Here is a 23230-nt window from a genome sequence, read left to right as displayed (position 1 = left end):
CAGGGGAGATGGCAAATATATAGGGGACTTTCACACCTCCCCGGTTGTCGAACGTTTCTGTCTTCACTCGGAGATATCGATGTCGATACCTTCGTCGGCATCGTCTTCGATCTCCATCCGGACTTCGAGGACGCCGTTGCGGTAGCTCGCGGAGACGTCCTCGTGGTCGACGTGTTCACCGAGCGAGATGGTCTCGCGGAGCGAACGCCGCCGGGACGCGATCTCGTCGCCGGCTTCGTGTTCAGCAGTCAGGACGAGGCGGTCATCGTGGAGTCGGACACCGATCTCGTCCTTCTCGAAGCCGGGCATGTCAGCGATGACCACGAGGCCACCGTCGATCCGTTCGACGCGGATCCCGTCGCCGAACCCACTGCTGTCACCGCTCCAGCCACCGAACATGCCGCGTCGCATCTGGTCGAAGAGTCGTTCCATGTTGTCGAAGGAGTTGTATCGTGAATCCATACGCTATCTGAGGTCACCTGAGGAGATAAAGTCGTAGGAACACGTGATAGCAGGGTTCTCTGTGACGTTGTAAGACTGACGCGTGGCTGGATAGCTAGTGGGCTTCGACCACAACGAGGGCCCGTCCGAAACGCTCGCATATACGAGAGTCACCGAGCGGCCCATGCTTCAATCCTACAAGGGTCCGTCTGAAACCGCCACCGCCGCCACCGCTGTCTATAGTCTCGTTCAGCTTCAACCCCACAAGGGTCCGTCTGAAACCCGCCGTCGCAGATCATGCGTGCTCACCTTTGCGCTTCAACCCCACAAGGGTCCGTCTGAAACACGCATTTCCCGGCCGATGGCGACGGCCCCATCCTGGCTTCAACCCCACAAGGGTCCGTCTGAAACTCTGTCTCGGTGTTCTTGTAGACTTCAAAGCAGTTGCTTCAACCCCACAAGGGTCCGTCTGAAACAAGAATCAGAACTCCCTGAGGGCTGGGGTCTGCTCGCTTCAACCCCACAAGGGTCCGTCTGAAACCAGGCACGTCGTACGCGAGATCTCCGATAGCGTCTCGCTTCAACCCCACAAGGGTCCGTCTGAAACCGGCGTCGAGGTTCGACTCGCCGGCCTGGCGCTGGCGGCTTCAACCCCACAAGGGTCCGTCTGAAACACGTTTGTGCTGGCACTGGGGTCGAGCAGTTCCGTGCTTCAACCCCACAAGGGTCCGTCTGAAACACGTCCGGCCTGTCGGCCGGCTCGGTCCGGCATCCTTCAACCCCACAAGGGTCCGTCTGAAACGGTCTGACCGCGCTCGGGCAACTTGTCTCGCACTTTGCGCTTCAACCCCACAAGGGTCCGTCTGAAACACCCATCCCCACGCGAACAAAATAGAGGTGGGGGTGCTTCAACCCCACAAGGGTCCGTCTGAAACAGGCCCTCTTCTGTACGATCCATCGCCCGAGCGCTTCAACCCCACAAGGGTCCGTCTGAAACACCCGCCACCTTGGACGACGACAGATGTCCCCTGGCTTCAACCCCACAAGGGTCCGTCTGAAACCTTTCATCTCTCGCTCCAAGCCTTTGCCCATGCTAAACGCTTCAACCCCACAAGGGTCCGTCTGAAACTGCCACAACAGAGGGTGACACAGCAAGCAGCGATTAGGCTTCAACCCCACAAGGGTCCGTCTGAAACCTATAATTCGGTACGTCTGAGCGGCTGAGAGCGAGAAGCTTCAACCCCACAAGGGTCCGTCTGAAACTCGGAATTGCACGAGGGGAGTTACCTGTGGCCGTCGCTTCAACCCCACAAGGGTCCGTCTGAAACTAGATGATTTTGAGAGTGGGGCTTCAGACGACTATGTGCTTCAACCCCACAAGGGTCCGTCTGAAACAGGCCTGAACCTTCGTCCTTCTGGACGTAGGCGTTGGTGCTTCAACCCCACAAGGGTCCGTCTGAAACGCGTTGCACGAACCGGTCGCCGTCTCTGTTGATTATGCTTCAACCCCACAAGGGTCCGTCTGAAACCCAGGTCTTCCAGCCGATGGCGGCGCCGTGGATCGGCTTCAACCCCACAAGGGTCCGTCTGAAACAAACTCAACCCGTCGGATATAGCCAATCGTCCCGGTCAGGCTTCAACCCCACAAGGGTCCGTCTGAAACGAAACTCACATCAAGGACCGGTTCACGTTCGACATGCTTCAACCCCACAAGGGTCCGTCTGAAACCGAGCTACCCGGCCCGGCTCTCCAGGCGCTCAAAAAGCTTCAACCCCACAAGGGTCCGTCTGAAACTCGACGTTCAAGGAGGACGTAGAAGCCTACTCTCCGCTTCAACCCCACAAGGGTCCGTCTGAAACCACGCGGGGCTACGATCCACTCCCACCGGACGTTGAGCTTCAACCCCACAAGGGTCCGTCTGAAACACGGCGCCACCACCACACAGCACCCCGCTACCGCCCGCTTCAACCCCACAAGGGTCCGTCTGAAACCCGAACGGTCGGTATGGACGACGACTTAGCACCGACCGCTTCAACCCCACAAGGGTCCGTCTGAAACACGACGAGCGGACGATTGCCGCCGAGGTAGCCGCCGCTTCAACCCCACAAGGGTCCGTCTGAAACGACGGTGGCGAGTCTATGAGTAAGTGGGGCGCGGGCGCTTCAACCCCACAAGGGTCCGTCTGAAACCGGAAATCACACAGGTGATTGAGGTGGCCGTCGAGCTTCAACCCCACAAGGGTCCGTCTGAAACGAGGAGGGCGACCGGCCCGGCCCGTTCCTGGTTGCTTCAACCCCACAAGGGTCCGTCTGAAACGGCGCCGGTCCCGTCGTCGGCGTCGTCCGTCGACGTGCTTCAACCCCACAAGGGTCCGTCTGAAACAGGATACAGAGCATGACTGACTACATCCCACCCCAAGCTTCAACCCCACAAGGGTCCGTCTGAAACTCGTAGCGGTCGAGCAGGCGCCGGAGCTCGCTGACGCTTCAACCCCACAAGGGTCCGTCTGAAACCGAGCCCGACTACCAACACTTCGATACTGGGGTGTCGCTTCAACCCCACAAGGGTCCGTCTGAAACTGGAGGACATCCTCGGCACGGTCCTCGTGTTCGTCGCTTCAACCCCACAAGGGTCCGTCTGAAACTCCCTACCTTCAATAAACACATATCCGCCAGATTTGCTTCAACCCCACAAGGGTCCGTCTGAAACACAGCAGAGTTACCTAACGAGAGTGAAACGAACGGCGCTTCAACCCCACAAGGGTCCGTCTGAAACGCGACACATCGATCGTGACGCCAGGGATGAGGCCGAGGCTTCAACCCCACAAGGGTCCGTCTGAAACTCGCCGTCGGCAGCGGCGTCGATGGGTCCGGATCGCTTCAACCCCACAAGGGTCCGTCTGAAACGGTACGCTCGCCGTCGACGACCGGCCCCCACGAGCGGCTTCAACCCCACAAGGGTCCGTCTGAAACCGCCAGCTGGCCCCGACAGGAGGCACGATGAGTTCAGCTTCAACCCCACAAGGGTCCGTCTGAAACCATGGCCGAATTCAGGGCCATATACACTCTCCTATCCGGTTTCACTTCATTATTTTCGTCGACCCGCAATAGCCCCGTTACCCCCGGGGGGTCGACGACGAGTCAGAGGAACTGCTGGTCGTCCATGGGATCGTCACCGAAGACGGATCGGTCGACGTATGCTTCGGAAGACATCCGGTAGAGAATGACCGACTCGTCATCCTGTAGCATCGATTCGAGTGACTCCTCCACCTCCGTCACCGTCCCTTCAGACAGCTCTCCCTCGAAGACAGATTGCTGGACATGCGTGAGATAGCGACGGAGGAACTTGAGGAACTTCGGCGTCCGGTCGGCCTGGACGTCGTAGACGACAACAACGTATGTCACGTCACCACCACCGCTTGAACGGGACGTACTCCTCGCCCGTGAGGAGGTGTTTCTTGAGTTTGTAGGCCTCGACGCGCAACAGATACTGGTAGCTCACCTTCCGGTTCAGTCGTGGGTGCTCGACCGTCTCTTCCAGCGTCTCCTCGAAGGCCTTGGAGAACGTCTTTCGGCCGTCTTCGTCGAGCAGGCAACTATTGAGATCCGTCTCGAAATCCTCGAGCGTCAGCTGGGATCGGTTTACGACCCGGAAGAGTACACGATCGGCGAGCAGTGGCTTGAACAGGTCTGCGATGTCCAAAGCGAGCGAGTACCGACGCTCGCCGGGTTCGTGCAGAAAACTCACTGCCGGATCGAGCGCAGTCGCACGGATCGCGGACACGACGTTGGCGTACACCAGCGAGTTTCCGAACGAGATGAGACTATTGACCTCGTTGTCCGGCGGATTGTACTGGCGGCCGCCAAAGACGAATCCGTCCGGCAGTACGGCGTCGAAGATGGAGTAATACGCTCGTCTGGCGGTGGCTTCGATACCCATCAGCTCGTCGACTGGCGCGCCGTCATCCAGCGCAGCGGCCTGAGACTCGAGTGTGTCGACGACCGTCGAGAAATCGTGCCCACGTCCGTCGTAGTATTTGACGTTCGCCCGCATATTGTGGATGCTCCCAGCGATGAATTGCTGGGCCAGCCGCCGTCGGTGTTCGACGTCGTCGTACGCCCGCACCTGTTCGACGACAGTCTGTCCGGACATCTGTCCGCGCTCGGGCATCACTGATCCGGCATAGTAATCGTTCCATCCGAAGACGTGGATCGCGACTCCGTGGTCGTTGAGAAACGACATGAGTCGGGTGTTGTAGTCGATCTGTCCGTGCAGGAACAGTGCTTCGGCGTTCTCGATCGGGAGGTACTTCTTCTCGTCGTCCTCCGTGACGAGTCGGACTGTATCGTTGTGTCGTTCCAGGCGACCGTCGGTGAACACGTGGTAGTTATCGTCCATTGTTAACAACTCCAGCAGAAGTCGTGATACGCACAGGCATCACAGAACGGCTTCTCCTCGGCGGGCGGCGGCGCCTCCGACGTGACGACGTCGTGGATGCCGCGGATCGCACTCTCGACCCAGTCGACGTTCTCCTCTGTGAGCTCGACCGATTCCCGCCGTCGCTCCCGTGGGTGGGCGAGGATCCCCTCACGCTCGACACCGACTACCCGGTCGAGATACCAGAGATAGTAGAGCAGTTGGAGTTTCGCTGGTTCGACGAGCGACGACGACGGTTTGACCTCCATCACGCGCCCATCGTCGAGTACGTCGATGGCGATGGTCCCGTCTATGGAGACATGTCGGCGCTTGTCGGCGTAGGCACTGTCGTCGACGTGCGTGCCACGGACCACGGCGGCATTGTCACGGTCGATCTCCAGGTGTCGCGAGGCGAACCAGAGTTCTCGTGTACATACCTCGTAGTACTGCATCATCACACCGGTGACGTGAAACTCGTCGTCGGACGTCTCGTCACGTGCCGAGCGGAGGAGAACGTCGACTGGGTCGTCGAGTTCGGCCTCCTCGTCGGTGGACCTGTCCTCAGTCATAGGAACTGGTGGTCGACGCTGGACTCTGGTACATCGAAGCCAAACCGGTGATCGAAATGTGAGCTGTACTGGTCTACATCGAGAAGCCGAATCACCTCTCGGGAGCCCGGTCTGTCGCCACCAAGGAGCTTCGGAAGCTGACGAACAGCGTCCGCTCGCTCGCTCGCCTCGTCGTACACTGGGACGGACACACGACGGACTTTCGTTTCGTCGAGGAGTGACTGTAATCTGTCGAACGCGTAGTTATCTCTTGCCGTCTTGATTTCGTCGACGTACTCGCGGTCCCGATCGGTCCGACAGACGAACACGTCGACAGTGAAGTCCTTGTCGATGAGCGAGAGGCCAGCTAGCGCCTCTCCGTCAGCATCGTCGACGTAATCAGCGTACGTCTGCTTTCCCACGTCTTTCTCTTCGCGCAGTCGATGGTAGTACCGCTCGACAGCCGTTCTGGCGACACTGAATTCGGTGAGTCCGCCGACATCGTTCCGGACCGACTCCAGTACCTCAGCGGCCACCGGGAGTAACGATACACCACGATTATACACAGCGGCTGCCGGCGTCTGCTTCTGGTCGGCCGGCGTGTCGAGCCACCAGACGACCACCCGTCCACGCTCGCGTTCGAACGATCGATTGCACCGCCCGGCAGCCTGGACGATACTGTCGACCGGTGCGAGGTCGCGGTAGACGCGATCGAAGCTAATATCGACACCTGCCTCGACGAGTTGCGTCGATACTACGGCGACGGGGACGTCCTTCTCAGTGAGGCACTTTGCCGTTTCGACGAGCGTCAGTCTATCGAGAGGACGGAGTCGGGTCGAGAGATGAACGAGTGCAGCCGTTCCGGCACCATCTGCGAACGCATCGGTGACAGTCTCTGTGAGGGTGCCAGGATCGACCCCCTTGTCTTCGGGGTCTTCCGGGAGTTCGTCCGTTCGCTCGGTAGCACCAAGCAGATCCGTGTAGTGTTCGGCCACGTCGACGAACGATCCGAGGTGGTCGGTCAGCGACTCAGTGAGTCGACGGGTGCTGTCTACCGTATTACAGATTGCGAGGACCGATTCGCCAGCTTCGACCGCGCCCAGCAGCTCCGCTGCCGCGTCGTCGTAGGACTTCGGCTCGCTCTGGTCGTCGATGTACCGCTCGGTGGAATTGTCAAGTTCGTAAGAGACACGCTCGACTGCCCTGAAGTACGTCCCAGGCTCGTCGACGAGTTTGTTCGGATCGGCTACCTCGGGCGAGTGCTCGAACAACTTCGGTTGTGTGGCCGTCATGGCGATGACCGTCGCGTTGTACTGCTCGGTTAGAATACGGATAAGCCGGGGAACGAGCTTCCACCAGTCGAGCGGGAGGCTCTGTGGCTCGTCGAGTACGACAACGCTGTCGTATAGCGCGGGGAGCTTCATCGACTGCGTGTTCTCGGGACCAACGAGGCTCTCGAAGAGTTGGACGAACGTCGAGATGGTCAAGCCGGCACGCCAACTCTCCCCAAGCATACCAGCCACGTCATCAGACAGGTCAGCGTCCTCGTAGTTACCCTCGTCCGCATCGTCACGGATCGTGGTCTCCGTCAGGTGATGATGTGCGGTGAGCAGGCGGCCAGACATCTCCGTTTCGTATACGTCTTCAACATCGTCGACGACCTGATCGATGACGCTCGTGAACGGGAGCGCGTAGATGACACGGTCGCCCCCGAGCTGATCACGTACCGCAAGTGCAGCCGAGAGTCCGGCGAACGTCTTTCCCATGCCGGTCGGGAGCGTGAGCGTCGCCACGCCACCGCCGTCGTTCGCAAACGATTCTGCGTTGTCGAGCACCGCTTTGCGAGCACGTGATCGGTGGTAGTTGAGCCGTTCGCCGCGATCGCCGTTGGGGTCTGCGTCGACGCGGTCCTCGATCTCCGCAACGTAATCGTTCAGCCGCTGCGCCGTCGGTGGGTCGGCGGCGTACGTCTCCGCTCCCTCGGGTGCGCCGGCCGCACTTGTCTTGTCCGCGAGGACGAGGGCACTCCAACACTGGAGGGCGAGCGCGTAGCTGCTGTCTGAGAGTCCGGTTGGGTTCGCATCCGCTCCGGTGTCGGACGACGAGACGGTGCCCGCGATCTCACCGAGGAGGTCGCCGACACCGTCTCGGAACGCTGTCCACGAGCCAGCCCCCGCCGTCGCATATTCGAAAATGTCAGCGACGAGCGGGCGGACACGCCCGTCGATGTCCACGATCTGTTCGCCGATCGCGTTCTGTTGTTTCTCGTGTCGAGTCAGTCTGTCTCCAGGGTTGTCACGCTGATGGGAACGGGTGAAGACGTACTCCGCGACATGTGGAAGCCGACCGTGATGCTTCGCGACGGCGACGAATCCGGCCAGACACGTTTCCGTTTCGAACTCCTGCGCTTTGAGGGCGTAGTACGCTGCGAACGAGCCGAGCGGTGCATGGTAGCGGCACATCTTCTCGTCCGGCGTTCCTGGCATGACATCGATATGCTGCTGGAAGTACGTCGTCGCCTTCCCGAGGTCGTGGATCCACGCGAGGGTCTCGACCACATCGACGAGCGGCTCTTCGGCGGGAGTGGTCACATCGGGTGGCACGACGTGTTCGATGCGCCCGGCTACCTCGGCGAGATGGTCCCGAAGGAGAACGCCGTCGTGGCCGTCCTCCGGCGGATGGGAGTAGCGTTCGGTCATCTCAGACAAACACCACAGTTCTGTCGTCGACGGTAGCGGTGTCTATCGACTGGACCTGTAACGGATCGCCGTCGGGGTTGTACGTGTACGAGGTGAACGCTGTTGTCGTCCGCCCGCCGTCGTCGGTCGTCATGAACGCCGGTGACTCCTCGACCTGACAGCGCGTCCCTTCCGTCATCTTCACGTCGTCCACCGCGTCCGGGATCGCCGAATCGACCGCGACGACCGGTTCGTCTGATCCGGGTTCGACAGCGAACTCGCCGTGGTAGTCGATAGTCGCGAGATGTTCGGAGAGCCCGAGGCTCGGTACAAAGTGCGACCGCCCGGTTTCGAGCATTTCGCGTAGTTCACGGTAGCGCTCCTCGTCGGAGAGTGCCACGTCGATGCGGTACTCGGGATCAACGAGCACCTCGTAGTTGTGTTGCTGACGCAGATGCGTCGGGTCCGGGAGTTTGACACTGATCTTTCCCCGCGAGTTGAGCGACTGCATGTTCTCCGCAGCCGTCGAGAGCGCGTTCACGGGCATGTTCACCGTTCTGAGTTCGACCGTCGGCTCGATGGCGACCGCAGAGACCCCGGGGGCGAACAGGTCGTAATAGCCGTCGCGCTCGATACCGAGGACGGCTGCGAGCAGTCCGGCAACAGTCGTCCGAGGGATAATCCGGTAGGTCTGCTTGACGACGTTCCCCTCGACACGGCGGAAATGACCCCACGGACCGCTGACGGTGAACGAGAGACACCGCTCCGGGATCGACCCCTCCCCCGCGCCATCGCTGTCCGTCCACTCGTCGAGCGATTCCTGGCTCATCGTCACTCGTCAGGGAGGGTCGACGGGTATTCGTCGTACACGTCGACCGTCTCGACAGCGTCCGATCCGACGGCATCGCGGAGCGCGTCGTACAAGAGCTCCGGCCCGCCTTCGTCGCCATCGTAGGAAACCGGTAACACGTCGCTGGCGACGACGCGAACACACTCGATCCGGTCGCTCGCACCCGCGAGACGGTCGACGAAGTCGTCGATTGCGACAGTCAGGTCGCGGACGTTCCGGAGTTTCTCGTCGTCGGCAGAACGGGCGGGGTCTAGATCGAGATCCTTGTCGAGTCCGCCGAGATGGTAGCTCTCATCGGCGTATTCGACCCGGCAGTAGAGTCGTGGCTCCTGGCCGACTTTGCTCCGGCTGATCGTCTGGTTTTTCAGCGCGCGCCAGCAGAGCGTGTCGAGCCGTTCCACATCTCCGTCGGTGAGTTTCGTGTCGGCTGCACCGTGCTCGTCGACGAGTCCGTGGAACCGGATGAGCGCGTACTGGATGCGGTTGTCGTCGAGGTCGAACCCACCCTGCTCTTTGCCATCCTGGGTCGCGATGACACTCGTCAGGCTGTCGTACTCCTCGTTCTCGTTGACTGCGTGCATCGACTTCCCCGGCGAGAACTGTACCGGGCCAGTGAAGTGGTCCGGAAGGTGCTTCGCGTACTCGTTTTTCGTGTCGACAGACATCGTTGCCCCGAAGTAGCGCACGTCGGCACTGTTGTCCAGGTACTCGCCGAAAACCGCGTCACGGAACGCTGCGGCACCCTCCTCGTCGTCGAGAGCGTAGTCGTCGGGTTCGACATCGTTCAGCCGGTCTTCGAGCAGGTCAGTTCTCGTAGCCTGTTCTCCCTCTTCCTGCACGTTACGGATGTAGACGCCGTGGCCGTCGTCTTCGAGCTGGTCCCGGAGATACCGTTTTAAGCGAACGTCAGTGACGATAGCCTGCTGTGTCTGCGGGTCGATACGTGGACGGTTCGAACCGCTTAGCGGGTTCCCGTTGGGGTTGGCGTCGACTGCGTCGTACAGGAAGACGATTTCGGAACGGTTCGTCACAGTGTCGGTGTCATCGGTCATCTCAGTTCTCCTCCGTCTCGTCGGTCTGCGGTCGGTTGCTCGGTCGGTCGTTCATGCCGTAGGTGATTCCCAGTGCGTAGTAGAATCGGAGGTCGTCGGTTCCGATCTGCCACTCGTCGGGGTCGGGGTCGATGATGGTCTGGCGGAGCCGTTCGACGATGTGTTCGTACTTCGTGATACTGCCGCCGTCGCTACGAGTGTAGGTCAGTGTCTTTCCGATGGTCTCCTGTGTCACCTTCTTGATTCTCGCCTGGGTGATGGATTTCACCGGGAACTGGTCGACGAGTGTCGTGGATCGTTCTTCGACACCGACCTGATAGCTCCCGACCGCGCCGACGAGTGCGCCGAGGAGGAACGCGCCGCGACGCTGTGTGTTGACCGAGATGGTCTCGTCGTCTCTCTCCTCGTCTTCGGCGAGTGCTGGCGTGTTCTCGATGAACGATTCTAGTTTCTGGGTGGCGGGGTTCCCCCCGTCCGTGGCCGCGATCGGGTTCGCGTCGTGTGTTTTCATCGTGTGTCTCTCGTAGGTTGGTTCTCTGGTGATCGATTCTTTACCATCGTCAGTCGTCGTCAGCAAGTCCAGTTCGTCGGTCGCGAGCGCACAGAGCTGTGCGAACTGCCCGGCGACGTGGAACGAGGGGAACCCCTCGTTCTCGTCGTCGTCCTGTTCGTCGACGATACGATCGACATACTCGGAAAGCAGTGTCTCGACGGGAATCGAGTCTCCACTCAGGACGGCGACGAGGGCTTCGATCCGTGGATCGTCCGCGTCCGCGTCGGTGTCGTCTCGCTCGGCGAACGTCTGGTAGAAGTACCAGCCCGTCGCGACCGAGTGCAACCGACCGTCGTGTCCGGACAGGAGATCCCACTTCTCGTTCGTCGGGATTGGTGCACTCCACTCGCCGGTCGAGCGGAACGCCGTGGCGTCGTCGACGAGGTAGTTGTGTTCCATAGCGAGCTTCTTCGGGTAGAGCAGTCGTCCGTTCAGCGTCTCCCCGAACACGTCGTAGCGCGACATCTGATGAGGCATCACCGCCGAGACGTAGAACCGGAGTCGGTTCCAGCGTCCGTTCGAACCGCCGTCGGACTCCACGTAGGCGCGCTCGACGGGTGTCATCTCGTCATCGTCGTCAGCTGTCGCGGACTGGTAGAGCAGTCGATAGAGCTCGTACACCGACTCCGAGTCGGGCTGGCCGAAGAAGTAGGGGAGGTAGTAGACCTTCGTCCCGAAGGTGCGATACGTGCAGGCCTCGACGAAGGTGTCGGCGTTCATCACCGTGACTGCCGCGTCCTCCGAAATCGGATGGCTTCGCCACGCTTCCTCGATGTCGAGCCCGGGGAACTTCTCCAGTTGCTTGCCGAGGAAGTAGTTCTGCGGGTCCTCGGACGTACCGACGGTCCGAGCGTCCTGGCCGGTGACGAGGTCCGTCGCATCTCCCGACGAGTCGTCGGCTTTGTTCTTCGTGACAAGCTTCGAGAGCTTTCGGGCACGCATCGCCTCCATGAAGACGTCGAGGTCTGCAGGCCACCGGTACTCGCCGTCGGGTTCGGTCTTCACCTGAACCGTCAGCAGTGCAGTCGCGGACTCACCACCCAGTTTGGTAGTCAGCGTCTCCTCGATTTCGGCGAGTACATCCTCGTCTTCGCCGAGGTCTACCAGCGCGTCGACGATCCAGCCCTCGTCGTGGTCCGCGGTAGCGTTCTGTACCACATCGTCGGTCGCCCACTTCGTCAGTCGCTCTTTCGCGTAGCGTGCCAGCTTTTCCGGATCGCTGTTCTTCCCGGCCTGATGCGTGACGCTATGGTCGATACCGCGCGCAGCAGGGTACTTACAGTGGGCAACTTCCTCGACCCGGTCGTCGGAGTAGCGTGTCACCCACACTGGCCCCGGGCCGTCGTCCGCCAACTGCGGCTTGTCACCGGTGGCGTCAACGCGCACGACGATGAGGCTCTGGTCGGTGTCGACGAGGTCCCCAGCCGCGTCGGGCGTCAGATACGCGGCGAACCGCCCGCCGCCGAGCGTGGCGAGCGTGTACAGCTTGCCGTAGAGGAACTGGACTCCCCGAAGCGAGGTGATCGGCGAGTCGGGAAGCTCCGCTTGCAGTTTCTCCTCGGGATATTTCTTCTCGAATTCGTCAGGCGAAAGCATCCTCGCCCTCCAGTTGCGTCTCGCCCGGCCGCGTCTTCTCTGTCACGTTCACGAAGCCGAACCCGAGCGAGTTGCGCTCGCCGATCCCGACATCCAGCGCGAGATTCAGGTGCCGGCGGTGGTTGTCGTCCCGGACGCGGTAGTCGAACCGCCACTTGCTCAACACCCAGGTCTCGGTCTCGCCCGTCGTCGGCGTCACCGGAATCGCGAACGTCTTGATGAGTTCGTAGCCGTCGAAGAGATCCCCGGAACACTCCGACGGCCCTGGTAGGTACTCCGGCCCGTACAGGCCGTGCTTCCTGTCGAGGTTGGCCTCGATCTGATTGCGAAACGGCTCCATCGTGTGTTCGGGGCGCCAGAATTCTGCCTCGTCGTGGTCGACATCCATCTCGTACTCGTCGAAGCGCCACGGCGGAATCCGGACGAGGACACCGGTCCCCGTCTCGATTGTCCCCGTCGTCCCTGGTTCGCCAACGTCGGGCGATATCGCCGAGAAGTCTTCGACCGTGAACGGCATCTCGCCGACGTTCAGTTCGGGGTTGTCCTGAAAGTCAGCGGCGACGTGGGCCAGCAGTTCCTCCTCCGGCGAGGCGACCAGCAGCGTCCGCTCGTCGCCCTCACGCATGTCTCCCGGCGGAAACGGGTTGCTAAACGAGAACGGCTTCGGGACCTCGTCGTCGTGGACCGCGTCGTAGTCGGTCCCCTCCAGGGCACCCCAGAGCCGTCCGCGGAGCTTGTTGTGATAGGTGTTGTCGTATGCGGCGTCGGCCCGCGCGCGGAGCCGTGCGAGGATCCGCATCCGATTACCTCACTCCCGTTCGTGTCGATTCGAGTGTCATTGCGATTGAGGTGTTTATCGAATGGTACATAAGTGCTAGCATACCGTAGTGAAAGTGAAACCGCGCCTCCATCGCCGGCGTCTCGAAGGATGACACCTATACGCCACTACGTCCAGAGTCGACACATGACCGAGGACACAGGCGGCTGGTTCGTCGGGCTGGACCCCGACGACGAGGCGGCCGCCGTCGCACGCATCAGGGACGGGCGGGCCGACGAACCGGCCGACTGGCCGGCACGGGCCGTCGAGTCCGGGTTCGCCGCCGACCGTGACGACTACTACGAGCGGCTGCACGCCGCGACGACGGCTGCCGCACGGGAGGCGGTCCGCGAGCGCGAGGGCGCCGACGACCAGCAGCTCGTCCACGCCGTCAGAGCGATGGCCGACTGTGAGCGAACAGCGAACGAACTCGCCGAGCGGGTCAGCGAGTGGGCCGGCAGCCGCTACGGCGAGAGCGGGAGTGGCGTCGAATTCGCCCGCGAGGTGGCCGAGCGGGCCGCCGAAGACGAGACCGACGAGGCGCTCGTCTCGCTGGCCGAGCGGACCGTCGACCTCGCTGCGGAGGCCGACCAGCTCCGGTCGTTCATCGAGCGGGCCGCCCCGGCGGTCGCGCCGAACCTCTCGATGCTCGCGGGTCCGATTCTGGCTGCCCGCCTGATCTCGCTTGCCGGCGGGCTCGAAGCTCTCGCCAAACAACCAAGCGGGACCGTCCAGGTGCTCGGTGCCGAAGACGCCCTGTTCGCACACCTCACCGGCTCGGCGCCGTCGCCGAAACACGGCGTCATCTTCACTCACGAGTACGTCCGCGGAACCCATCCCGAGGAACGCGGGTCGGCGGCCCGAGCGCTGGCCGGGAAGCTCGCCATCGCCGCACGGATCGACCATTACAGCGGCGACAGGCGACCCGACCTCCAGGCGGAACTCGACGAACGCATCGAACGCATCCGCAGTCGCCGGGGTGACGACGAGTGACGCTTCCCTCCGGCGTCGAGCGACACGATTTCGACGGCGAAACTGGACTCGCTACCCAGGGTGCGCCCGTCTACGGAGAGCCGACAGACGGGGCGTGGCGCCGCTGGAACCCGCATCGGTCCAAACTCGGAGCGATGCTGGCCCTCGGGATGGACACTGGACTGGCGGGTGGCGAGACGGTGCTATATCTGGGCGCTGCCTCGGGCACCACCGTGAGTCACGTCGCCGACATCGCCGGCCCGACCTACGCGGTGGAGTTCGCACCGCGGCCGGTCCGGGACCTGCTCTCGGTGGCCGAAGACAGACCGACCCTCTTCCCGCTGCTGAAAGACGCACGGCGGCCCGAGACGTACGCACACGTGGTCGAACCGGTCGACGTCGTCGTTCAGGACGTTGCCACGCGCGGACAGGCACGCGTGGCGGCACTGAATCAGCGGTTCCTCGACGACGATGGGCGGCTCCTGGCAGCGATCAAGGCCCGGAGCGAGGACGTGACGGCGGCGCCGGAAGCCGTCTTCGAGGACGTGCTCTCGGAGCTCCGGGAGGAGTTCGAGGTGCTGGAGAGCGAACCACTCGACCCGTACCACGAGGACCATCTCGGCGTGGTGGCGACGCCGCGGTAGTCACCGACTGGTGACGGAAAACTTTAGCGCGTCCCTGCCGATTGCCAAGGCGATGGACGAGACGGGGTCGCCGGAGAATTTCACCCAGGAGGGAACGCTCGGCATCGAGGAAGAGTTCTACGTGGTCGACCAGCACGGTCGCCCGACCTCGGGGACGGACGAACTCGTCTACGAGTCCGACCCGCCCGAGATCCTGCAGGACAGGCTCGACCACGAACTGTTCAAGTGTGTCATCGAGACACAGACCCCACTGATCGAGAACCCCGACCGTGCTCGCGAGCACCTCACGTCGGTGCGGGCGGCACTCCTAGAGCACGCCCACGAACACGGCTTCGATATCGCGGCCGCCGGCCTGCATCCACTCGCGAAGTGGCGCGAACTCGAACACGCCGACAAACCACGGTACAGAGCACAGTTAGACAGGATTCAGTATCCACAGCATCGCAACACGACGGCCGGACTCCACGTCCACGTCGGCGTCGACGACCCCGACAAGGCGGTCTGGATCGCCAACGAACTCCGCTGGCGCCTCCCCCTGATGCTTGCGCTGTCGGCGAACTCGCCGTACTGGAACGGCTTCGACACGGGTCTGCAGTCGGCACGGGCGAAGATATTCGAGGCGCTCCCGAACACCGGGATGCCGACCGCGTTCGACGACTATGCCGAGTTCCAGGCTTACGAGGAGCGGATGCTTGAGACCGGAAGCATCGACGACCGTGGCGAACTCTGGTTCGACGTGCGACCCCACTCGGGTCACGGAACCGTCGAAGTCCGCGCACCCGACGGTCAGGCGGATCCCGACCACGTGCTGGCGTTCGTCGAGTACACGCACGCGCTGGTCGAGGACCTCGGTGCCCGCTACGACGACGGCGAGTCCGGGACGGAGATGCGCCGTGAACTCCTCGACGAGAGCAAGTGGCGAGCGATCAGATACGGTCGGGACGCCGATCTGCTCGTCCCCGGCGAGTCCGATCCACAGTCGGTCGAGACACTCGTGGAACGTGAGAGCGACCGCCTCGGAATCGACGGGCTCCAGCGACTGGCCGAGATGGAGAGCGGTGCCGAGCAACAGCGGCGACTCCGGGCGTCGAGTGTCGTGGAGCTAGCCGATGCACTACGGTTGCAAAAATCCTGACGCGGCCGCTCGGCGGTTCCAACGTGAACGACGGGTGCCAGTCACCCCCCAGTGACGTGCCGTCAGTCCTTCGAAGCCACAGCCCCGTGAAACCGAGCTGGATTCACTGTCACACTGGCACGTGTAGCGGGTCAACCCCGCGCCATGTCCTGTGCCGGACATCACGAGGGCCGACGCCGGAGGCCGTCGTCGACCAGTGTGCCGTGCGACATACCATATTATTCACCAAGATGGTAAAATACCATAGGAACGCTCTCAGCGCCGATAGCCGGCCGGTGGAACGGGGGTTGTTTAAGTGTGTAATTACCGCCAGGTATGAAATAAAGGGTATCACGGAATCGATCGGTAACAAACTGTCCGGCACAGCGAGTCGCGAGGGCGAGGATTTTTCTTCGCCGCGAGCTTTTGTCCTCGTAGAGACAACGCATGACGACAGACGATCACGAAGACGACTCCGAAGAGGACGTGCGGAACCGGTTCGAACAGGAAGCCGACCGCGCGGTCGAGCAGTTCGACGAGGGGCTCGTCGACCTGCTCTCGTGGATCCTCGACACCGAGACGCGCTCGCGCATCTACGTCAACCTCCGGAAACACCCAGGGAGCACGAGCGACGAGGTCGCCGAGGGCACTGGCCTCTATCCGAGTACCGTCCGCGAGGCGCTGGCTGCACTCCACGAGGAGGATATCGTGACCCGCCGCAAGCGCGAGAGCGACGGCGCAGGCAACAACCCCTACGAGTACAGCGCGATCGCACCGAGCGAACTCGTCAACACGGTCGTCGGCGACGTCCAGTCCAAACTGAACACCGTGTTCAATCTGGACGACTACCTCGACGCCGACGGGGGCCCACTCCCGAAGCGAGACACCGAGACCGACTCCGACCCCGTCACCATCTCGGTCGAGGACGCGGAGAGTGACGACGACGAAGTCGAGGACGACGGCGACGACAGCGAAGAGTAAGGCTGCAACCGAACGTTCATCACGCGTCCCCGGACCACCCTGCCGAGTGCGTCCCGTTTAAACGCCGCCGACAGCCCCCCTGAGACGTATCCACGCGGAGTCGTGAAGTCGACACGACTAAATCGAGTCACGCCGTTCGCGTCGGTATGAATGTCGCGCTGGGAGGGACGTTCGATCCCATCCACGACGGGCACCGCGCACTGTTCGAGCGCGCGTTCGAGCTCGGGGACGTCACTGTCGGGCTCACCAGCGACGACCTCGCGCCCAAGACCCGTCACGACGAACGTCACATCCGCCCCTACCAGGAGCGACGGGCGGCCCTCGCGGACGAACTCGCAGCCATCGCTGGCGACCGGGGCCGGCAGTGGACCGTCCGCGAACTGACCGAGCCGACCGGCATCGCGACCGAACCCCAGTTCGACGTCCTGGTGGTCTCCCCCGAGACCGAGACCGGCGGGAAACGGATCAATGAGATCCGTCGCGAGCGAGGCCACGAGCCACTGGAGATCGAGGTCGTCCCACACGTCTACGCCGACGACGGCGAAGTCATCTCCTCGACACGGATCGTCCGAGGCGAGATCGACGAACACGGGAACCTCACGCCCGAACGCGACGGCCGCGAGACGCCCTCGTAGCTACCAGGTCGGCGCGTCGAGACCCGCTCGCTCCAGCAGGTCCTTCCAGCGCTGTTGGATCGTCAGCCGAGAGACGTCTGTGGCGTCTGCGACAGTCGTCTGGGAGCGCTCCTGACCGGCGACGAGCGCCCCGACGTAGACGCTCGCAGCCATCGTCGCTCGCTTGGACCGCTCCTGTTCGGGCAGCGACGAGAGAAACAGGTCGACCGCTCGGGAGCGTGCCTCCGTTCCGAGACCGAGCCTGTCGGCGGCCCCCTCGATCTCGGAGAGCCACTCCTCGTGTTCCACGCGGTCACTGGCACGATACATGGCTCCCAGTTGGCCCTCCCAGTACCTAAACTATCGTATCGACTGCCACCGGCAAACGAAGGCTTGATACACGACCTGCCGATATGGCATACTGCGCGCGGGTTGCCGAGCCAGGAAAAGGCGTAGCGCTTAGGACGCTATCCCGTAGGGGTCCGCCGGTTCAAATCCGGTCCCGCGCACTTCTCCGCGAACGAACTGTGAGCGGAGAGTGCGCGGTCAGTTGGATTTGTAGCACGGAACGAGCGAGCTATGCGAGCGAAGTTCAGGCGGTTCAAATCCGGTCCCGCGCATCACCGACTCGAACGAACGTGAGAGTCGTGTTTTGCGGCCGAGGGATTCTGGGACCCCAGGAGACGAGCGAAGCGAGTCTCCAACCGGTTCAAATCCGATCTCGCCCGGTATCGAGCAGACAGCGACGGCTGGTGAGGCGTCGAATCGAGGGAGGAAAGAGCGCACAGAGAAGTGTGGGGATCAGGACTGGGAGTACGAGTGGCCAACGACCAGCGCGACGGCGTTACAGGCGACGAGCGCGAGGAAGGCCAGCCTGGTGGCGGACGATTCGAGACCGTACGCGAGCAGGGGGAGATAGAGGAAGGGCAGTGTAATCGCTGTCCAGAAAGCCATCCCGCGTACGGGGGTAAGGATCGACTCACGGAATTCGGTGAGCGACTCGTTCGGGAGGGCGAACCATTCGTTCGTAGATGAGTTCGACATGGGACCTATCCCTCTATACCATGGCCCACTGCATATAACCGTCAGAGGCTTCGGGGATTTTTGGGTCGTTTTACGCAGACAGACGAGCGTCAGACGACGTTTCATCGAGCGACGAGAGACGGTTTAAAGTTTTATTCGGCGTCGTGAGGGAGTCGGTCGAATACGAGGGGGAGCCGTCTACGGGCCCAGAATCGAGACTGAAACCGTCGTATCCGTCCCTGGGAGTGGTACTCTGTCCCGGACGTGGTCGAGGACAGAATCACGCCAGTCCGCCACACACGATTCGTGATACCGGCGATGCCGCTCGACGGAGTATGTCTCGTCGGGATCCGTTCTGAGGTCGTCCTCAGTCTCGTCGGGGGTGGGCAACGGCGGAGCGTCGTCGTCGAGTAACTGCCACGGGTCGAGGGTGAGCGTCTCGGTCGTCTCGCCGGCCTGGACCACGTGGAGACGAGCGCGCATCCGGCCGCTGTACGGCGGTGTCACACGTAACACTGCCGTCTGTTCGCCGCGGGCAGTCGTCTCAGCAGCGGTCACGAGGTCCTCGGCATGGATCGCCAGCGACCGGATCACCGAGGGGTCGGTAGTCATCGACTACGCCTACGGCAGCGAGCCACTAAATCACGCTGGCTCCGGCGGCCCGCTCGAATCCCACAGAATCAGTCATGATAATCCGGGGAGTGGATTTAAGAGGATGTCAGACAGTTGTTCGACAAACTGGCTCGCTGCGATGCTGGAAAACGAAACCGTGCATATGACCGGAGATTCAGAGACCGTAACCGTGGTCGTGGTTGACGACGAAGAGGACGTCGCAGACCTCTACACGACGTGGCTGTCGATCGACTACGACGTCAGGACGGCCTACGACGGAGACAAGGCACTGGAGCGCGTCGACGAGACGGTCGATGTGGTCCTGCTCGACCGGCAGATGCCGGGGAAATCCGGCGACGAGGTACTCGACCGTATCGACGAACGGGGGGTAGACTGTCGGGTGGTGATGGTCACCGCGGTCGACCCGGACTTCGACATCGTCGAGATGCCGTTCGACGACTATCTCACCAAACCGGTGACGCGTGAGGAACTCGACGGCAAGGTCGAGGAGATGCTCACCCGGGACTCCTACGACGAACGGATGCAGGAGTACTTCGCGGCCGCGTCGAAGAAAGCGACCCTGGAGTCCGAGCGGAACCCGGCGGAACTCGACGCCCACGAGGAGTACCACGAGGTCAGTCAGCGCGTCGAGAACCTCCGCCAGGAGGCGACCGAATCCGTCGAGGAGTTCGACGACTTCGAAGCCGTCTTCCAGGAGTTCCCGAGCGGTTGAGCCACGTCAGCGTGGTGTGGTACTTCCGACGACGTCTTCGTCGGTCGGTCCCTGGCCGTCGTATCTGGCGACGAACTCGTCGAGCCGTGCAGCGTCTGCTGCGCCGGGGAGCGCCCGGGTCGCCGTCTCGCACTCCGCGTCGACTCCGAGTCGGTCACACACCAGATTCGCGGTCGCCTCGGCCATCTGTCGATAGGTGGTCAGTTTGCCGCCGACGATACTGACGAAGTTCTCGACACCGTCGTCGGCGTGGTCCAGCCTGAAGAACCCACGTGAGATTCCACGCCGGTCGCCCCCGGCCTCGTCGGGGGCGTACAGCGGACGGATACCCCACCAGGTCCGAACGACGGGTGCATCGGCGACCGGCGGCAACATCTTCGCACACTCCTCGACCGACCGGTCGACCTCCCACTGGGCCTGTTCGTAGTCGTCGGGGTCGGAGACGGGGACACTGGTCGTGCCGAGAACTGCTTCGTGATCGTGTGGGACGACGATGTCACCATCGTCCGGGTCTCGACAGCGATTCAGCACCGGTCCGAGGTCGTCGTACTCGACGGAGACCATCACACCTCGCGCGGGCGCCATCTCGACCTCGACTCCGGCCATCGCGGCCACCGACCCGGCCCACGCACCGGCGGCGTTGACGACAATATCCGGTTCGACGGTGTCGTCGACGGAACCGCCGAGTCGTGCGCTCGTGATTCGGCCGTCGCTGACAGTGAACGCTTCGACCGGCGCGTGTGGGTGAACTGTCCCACCGTGATCCTCGGTGTCGGCGGCGTTTGCTGCGACCAGCCGTGACGGATAGACGACCCCGTCCGGAACCCACATCGCCCGCTCGACGTCGTCCGAGAGTCCCGGAGCGAGTTCGCGAGCCCGGTCGCCGTCGACGGTCTCCGTCTCGATCCCAATCTCCTCGCAGGCAGCCCGCTTCTCGTCGAAGTAGTCGGAATCGTCCGCCGACAACTGGACGAACAGTCCGCCGGAGTCACGGATACACTCGCCAGCGATGTCCCGGAGGGTACGGTTCTCCGCCAGACACTCTTCCGCCCCGATACGGTCGGCTTCCGCGTAGCGAGCACCGCTGTGTAAGAGCCCGTGCGAGCGCCCCGAGGTGCCACTGCCGAGTCCACCCCGCTCGACCAGTGTCACGTCTACTCCGCGAAGCGCGAGATCTCTTGCGATTCCGGCGCCTGTCGCTCCACCGCCGACGACCAGAACATCTGAACTGATTGTCATCAACAGCTGTTGGTCTGTGTGAACATATGTCTGGCGCCTACCGTGTGTGGATGGTCTGCTTGGGATGTCCCGTGGCCTCGTGTGGAGCGTCGAGCGATCACACGATTCACTACGAGAGACACACCGGGACTCGGATCCGGGGCCACACTTCCATGGGGTCGCCTATCGTCACAGTCGACCCCGGCCTCGACGTCCCCGAACGGTTCCCGTACTTCCCGCAGGCGTGAATGGGTCCTGCAGACCCCTGGACGGGGCCCGTGTTGCAGGGTACAGAAAACTTATGCCGACCCTCTCCCGAACTGTCAGATGGGTCCCGGTTCCCGCTCCGTTCCCCCTCCCGTGCGCCCCCAGCATCCGTGCCGGGGCCCGACTCCTGACAGCCATCTGTTCGATTCCCGGCGCGTGGTCGACATGACACCACGCGCCCGGTCCCATCCTCTCTGGGGCTGTGTCACCCTCGCCAGGTGACGCATCCGCCCCACCCTGTTTCGGTACTGAATCGCATGACAGCGCTCGATATCGAGCGACGGTTTATGTGCAGACGGTCACCAGTTTCTCCTGGGACCCTGGACGACCCAACTCCCTCTCCCGGGAGTGACCCCATCAATTTCCCCAGGGCCCCGTTCTTCGTGGTGATTGCTCGTCGAAGCCGTGGACAGGGTCGGTGATGGCTCTCCGCGTCGCTGCCTGGCACGGGGTCGGACTCCAGTGATTCCTCGATCCCGAGAATCAACAACCTCAGTTATTGTATCAGTCGTCGAACTAGTAATCGGTGATAGGTATGAGACTGTATACTGCGATCAGGCAGTGGCAGATCTGGACGACGATCGGGATTCTCCTCCTGGGGACTGGAGCGACAGCTCTGGGCCTCTTCAGTGACGGCTTCTACAAGGATCCGTACGCACTCCAGCTCCAGGCGTACGGGCAGGACATGGTCACCCTGGGGGTCGTCCTCCCGGTGCTGGCTATCGGACTCTGGTTCGGAGTTCGCGGCTCGCCATCCGGGTACTTCCTCTGGCTCGGGGCGCTCGGATACGTAGCGTACACGTACCTCGTGTACTCGTTCATCACCGAGTTCAACTGGTACTTCCTCGGATACGTCGCGTTGTTCGGCCTCTCGACTTTCACGTTCATCGCGGGACTCCTCCAGACGGATGCCCCCGCGGTCAAGGAGTCGCTCACGCCGCAGCTCCCGACCCGGCTCGTCGGGGGGTTCCTGGCCGTCATGGGACTGCTCGTGGGACTGCTCTGGCTGTCCCAGGCGCTTCCGGCAGTCCTCTCGAATACGAAGCCGTCCAGCGTCGCCGAGTTCGGCCTGCCCGCGAACGTGATTCACGTTCTCGATCTGGGGTTCCTCATCCCCGCGATGTTACTCACGGCTCGCTGGCTCCAGCAGGGCGAGCCTTGGGGGTTCGTCCTCTCGGGAGTCCTCCTCGTGAAGGTTATCTCGATCAGCCTGGCCGTGCTGGCCATGATCGGCTGGATGGTGACCCACGGCGAACCAGTCCCAGCCGGAGAGATCGCAGTCTTCGGGCTGGTCACGGTCGTCGGCGTGGCCGTCGGGCTGCGCTACTTCCAGTCCGTCCGGCGTACCGAGACAGAATCTCAGGAGGCGGACCGATCGGAGGTCGCGTCCGGGTGACTCACAGGACTGGTTTTAATCGGGCGCCCGGCGACGACCGGATATGACCAGTGAGTCCGACCAGGATACCCTCCCACCGAACGACGCGTTCGCGGCCTTGGGGAACGAAAACCGGATGGAGATACTGCAGGTACTGGCCGAAGCCGACGAGCCGCTGTCGTTCTCTCAGCTCCGTGATCGGGTCGGCATCACCGACTCCGGGCAGTTCAACTACCACCTCGACACCATCGAGGGTCATTTCCTCCACAAGGTCGACGGCAAGTACCAGCTCCGCCAATCGGGGCGACGGGTCGTCGCGGCGGTCCTCTCGGGCGCCATCACCGACGACCCGGTGATCGAGCCCACTGCGATCGACCAGTCGTGTCCGCTCTGTGGTGGGTCGACACTCGTCGCCTTCGCCGAGGGCCGGGCCGAACACTACTGTCGTGACTGTGCGGGCTACCTGTGACAGCGAGAGAGTCCCCGCCCTTCCCGTGAGGGACGAGTGTTCCGACCGCAAGTCGGAACCGAGGACCGAACAGGGCGGGCGTGAATCGCGTAAGCTCTGGTGAGAAACCGCCCCGTTACTGCTGGTCTTGAGTCTCCAACGTTTCGAGTCCCGTTTCCAGAACCTCGATATACGCCTCATCGAGCGACAGGTCGTTTGCTTCGGCGTAGTCTTTCACCCGTCCGTGTAGTCCATGCGAAATATCTATTGCTGGTCGC

21 protein-coding genes, 1 tRNA gene and 1 CRISPR repeat array are annotated in these 23230 nt (G+C 62.4%); of the genes, 9 read left to right on the top strand and 13 right to left on the bottom strand.

The annotated features are described in order from the left end of the window. Positions 1–63: 63 nt before the first annotated feature. From Hhyl2_RS04015 to cas6, 9 genes are all read right to left on the bottom strand, one after another. Positions 64–462, bottom strand: a complete 399-nt coding sequence (locus Hhyl2_RS04015) for an Hsp20/alpha crystallin family protein (RefSeq protein WP_483549441.1) — start codon at positions 460–462, stop codon at positions 64–66. A 165-nt stretch (positions 463–627) separates the two neighbouring features. Then, positions 628–3479: a CRISPR direct-repeat array (repeat unit 30 nt; unit sequence GCTTCAACCCCACAAGGGTCCGTCTGAAAC). A 102-nt stretch (positions 3480–3581) separates the two neighbouring features. Continuing rightward, positions 3582–3845, bottom strand: coding sequence for a CRISPR-associated endonuclease Cas2 (gene cas2, locus Hhyl2_RS04010; RefSeq protein ID WP_483549440.1), 264 nt, complete (start codon positions 3843–3845; stop codon positions 3582–3584). Position 3846: 1 nt separating this feature from the next. Next, entirely contained in the window at positions 3847–4839 is a 993-nt protein-coding gene (gene cas1b, locus Hhyl2_RS04005; protein WP_483549439.1) for a type I-B CRISPR-associated endonuclease Cas1b, read from the bottom strand. Positions 4840–4841: 2 nt separating this feature from the next. Beyond that, positions 4842–5426, bottom strand: a complete 585-nt coding sequence (gene cas4, locus Hhyl2_RS04000; protein WP_483549438.1) for a CRISPR-associated protein Cas4 — start codon at positions 5424–5426, stop codon at positions 4842–4844. Then, positions 5423–8104, bottom strand: a complete 2682-nt coding sequence (locus Hhyl2_RS03995) for a CRISPR-associated endonuclease Cas3'' (protein ID WP_483549437.1) — start codon at positions 8102–8104, stop codon at positions 5423–5425. The genes cas4 and Hhyl2_RS03995 overlap by 4 nt, the downstream gene beginning before the upstream one ends. Position 8105: 1 nt before the next feature. Next, the gene (gene cas5b, locus Hhyl2_RS03990; protein ID WP_483549436.1) at positions 8106–8912 is read right to left on the bottom strand and encodes a type I-B CRISPR-associated protein Cas5b; all 807 of its coding nucleotides are present in this window, start codon (positions 8910–8912) and stop codon (positions 8106–8108) included. Between the two features lie 2 nt (positions 8913–8914). Beyond that, positions 8915–9985, bottom strand: coding sequence for a type I-B CRISPR-associated protein Cas7/Csh2 (cas7b, locus tag Hhyl2_RS03985; RefSeq protein WP_483549435.1), 1071 nt, complete (start codon positions 9983–9985; stop codon positions 8915–8917). 1 nt (position 9986) lies between these two features. Further along, entirely contained in the window at positions 9987–12134 is a 2148-nt protein-coding gene (cas8b, locus tag Hhyl2_RS03980) for a type I-B CRISPR-associated protein Cas8b/Csh1 (RefSeq protein WP_483549434.1), read from the bottom strand. After that, complete coding sequence (cas6, locus tag Hhyl2_RS03975; RefSeq protein WP_483549433.1) at positions 12121–12933, bottom strand: CRISPR-associated endoribonuclease Cas6; 813 nt, start codon at positions 12931–12933, stop codon at positions 12121–12123. Before cas6 ends, cas8b begins: the two co-directional genes overlap by 14 nt. Before the next feature lie 165 nt (positions 12934–13098). Between cas6 and Hhyl2_RS03970 the strand changes: the two genes are divergently transcribed. The 5 genes from Hhyl2_RS03970 (at position 13099) to Hhyl2_RS03950 (ending at position 17297) form a co-directional block, all read left to right on the top strand. After that, positions 13099–13944 carry an NOP5/NOP56 family protein gene (locus Hhyl2_RS03970; protein ID WP_483549432.1) on the top strand — a complete coding sequence of 282 codons (846 nt, stop codon included), beginning with the start codon at positions 13099–13101 and terminating at the stop codon, positions 13942–13944. After that, the gene (locus Hhyl2_RS03965) at positions 13941–14567 is read left to right on the top strand and encodes a fibrillarin-like rRNA/tRNA 2'-O-methyltransferase (protein ID WP_483549431.1); all 627 of its coding nucleotides are present in this window, start codon (positions 13941–13943) and stop codon (positions 14565–14567) included. The genes Hhyl2_RS03970 and Hhyl2_RS03965 overlap by 4 nt, the downstream gene beginning before the upstream one ends. Before the next feature lie 52 nt (positions 14568–14619). After that, complete coding sequence (locus Hhyl2_RS03960) at positions 14620–15702, top strand: glutamate--cysteine ligase (RefSeq protein ID WP_483549430.1); 1083 nt, start codon at positions 14620–14622, stop codon at positions 15700–15702. A 426-nt stretch (positions 15703–16128) separates the two neighbouring features. Continuing rightward, entirely contained in the window at positions 16129–16662 is a 534-nt protein-coding gene (locus Hhyl2_RS03955) for a helix-turn-helix domain-containing protein (protein ID WP_483549429.1), read from the top strand. Between the two features lie 146 nt (positions 16663–16808). Then, complete coding sequence (locus tag Hhyl2_RS03950; RefSeq protein WP_483549428.1) at positions 16809–17297, top strand: phosphopantetheine adenylyltransferase; 489 nt, start codon at positions 16809–16811, stop codon at positions 17295–17297. Here Hhyl2_RS03950 and Hhyl2_RS03945 read toward each other — a convergent pair whose 3' ends face one another. Further along, positions 17298–17606 (bottom strand): cyclin family protein, encoded by a 309-nt coding sequence (locus Hhyl2_RS03945; protein WP_483549427.1) that lies wholly within the window; start codon positions 17604–17606, stop codon positions 17298–17300. A 95-nt stretch (positions 17607–17701) separates the two neighbouring features. On the opposite strand from Hhyl2_RS03945, the gene Hhyl2_RS03940 reads away from it, so the two are divergent. Continuing rightward, positions 17702–17785: transfer RNA gene (locus Hhyl2_RS03940), tRNA-Leu, on the top strand. Between the two features lie 292 nt (positions 17786–18077). Here Hhyl2_RS03940 and Hhyl2_RS03935 read toward each other — a convergent pair. Together Hhyl2_RS03935 and Hhyl2_RS03930 are read right to left on the bottom strand one after the other, a co-directional pair. Then, positions 18078–18320: a DUF8028 family protein gene (locus Hhyl2_RS03935; RefSeq protein WP_483549425.1), complete on the bottom strand. Its 243-nt coding sequence runs from the start codon at positions 18318–18320 to the stop codon at positions 18078–18080. 177 nt (positions 18321–18497) lie between these two features. Continuing rightward, positions 18498–18911, bottom strand: a complete 414-nt coding sequence (locus tag Hhyl2_RS03930) for a DUF8009 family protein (RefSeq protein WP_483549424.1) — start codon at positions 18909–18911, stop codon at positions 18498–18500. A gap of 163 nt (positions 18912–19074) precedes the next feature. Between Hhyl2_RS03930 and Hhyl2_RS03925 the strand changes: the two genes are divergently transcribed. Further along, positions 19075–19644 (top strand): HalX domain-containing protein, encoded by a 570-nt coding sequence (locus Hhyl2_RS03925; RefSeq protein WP_483549423.1) that lies wholly within the window; start codon positions 19075–19077, stop codon positions 19642–19644. Between the two features lie 6 nt (positions 19645–19650). Here the strand turns inward: Hhyl2_RS03925 and Hhyl2_RS03920 are convergent, their stop codons facing one another. Next, on the bottom strand, positions 19651–20883 hold the full coding sequence (locus tag Hhyl2_RS03920) for an FAD-dependent oxidoreductase (protein WP_483549422.1): 1233 nt from the start codon (positions 20881–20883) through the stop codon (positions 19651–19653). Positions 20884–21664: 781 nt separating this feature from the next. Here Hhyl2_RS03920 and Hhyl2_RS03915 point away from each other — a divergent pair. After that, entirely contained in the window at positions 21665–22525 is an 861-nt protein-coding gene (locus tag Hhyl2_RS03915) for a hypothetical protein (RefSeq protein WP_483549421.1), read from the top strand. A gap of 43 nt (positions 22526–22568) precedes the next feature. Next, positions 22569–22973 (top strand): ArsR/SmtB family transcription factor, encoded by a 405-nt coding sequence (locus Hhyl2_RS03910; RefSeq protein WP_483549420.1) that lies wholly within the window; start codon positions 22569–22571, stop codon positions 22971–22973. Positions 22974–23230: the final 257 nt, after the last annotated feature.

Source organism: Haloarcula sp. H-hyl2 (assembly GCF_056934385.1).
Note: the sequence above shows the minus strand (reverse complement) of the source record. Positions and strands in the feature narration are given on the sequence as shown.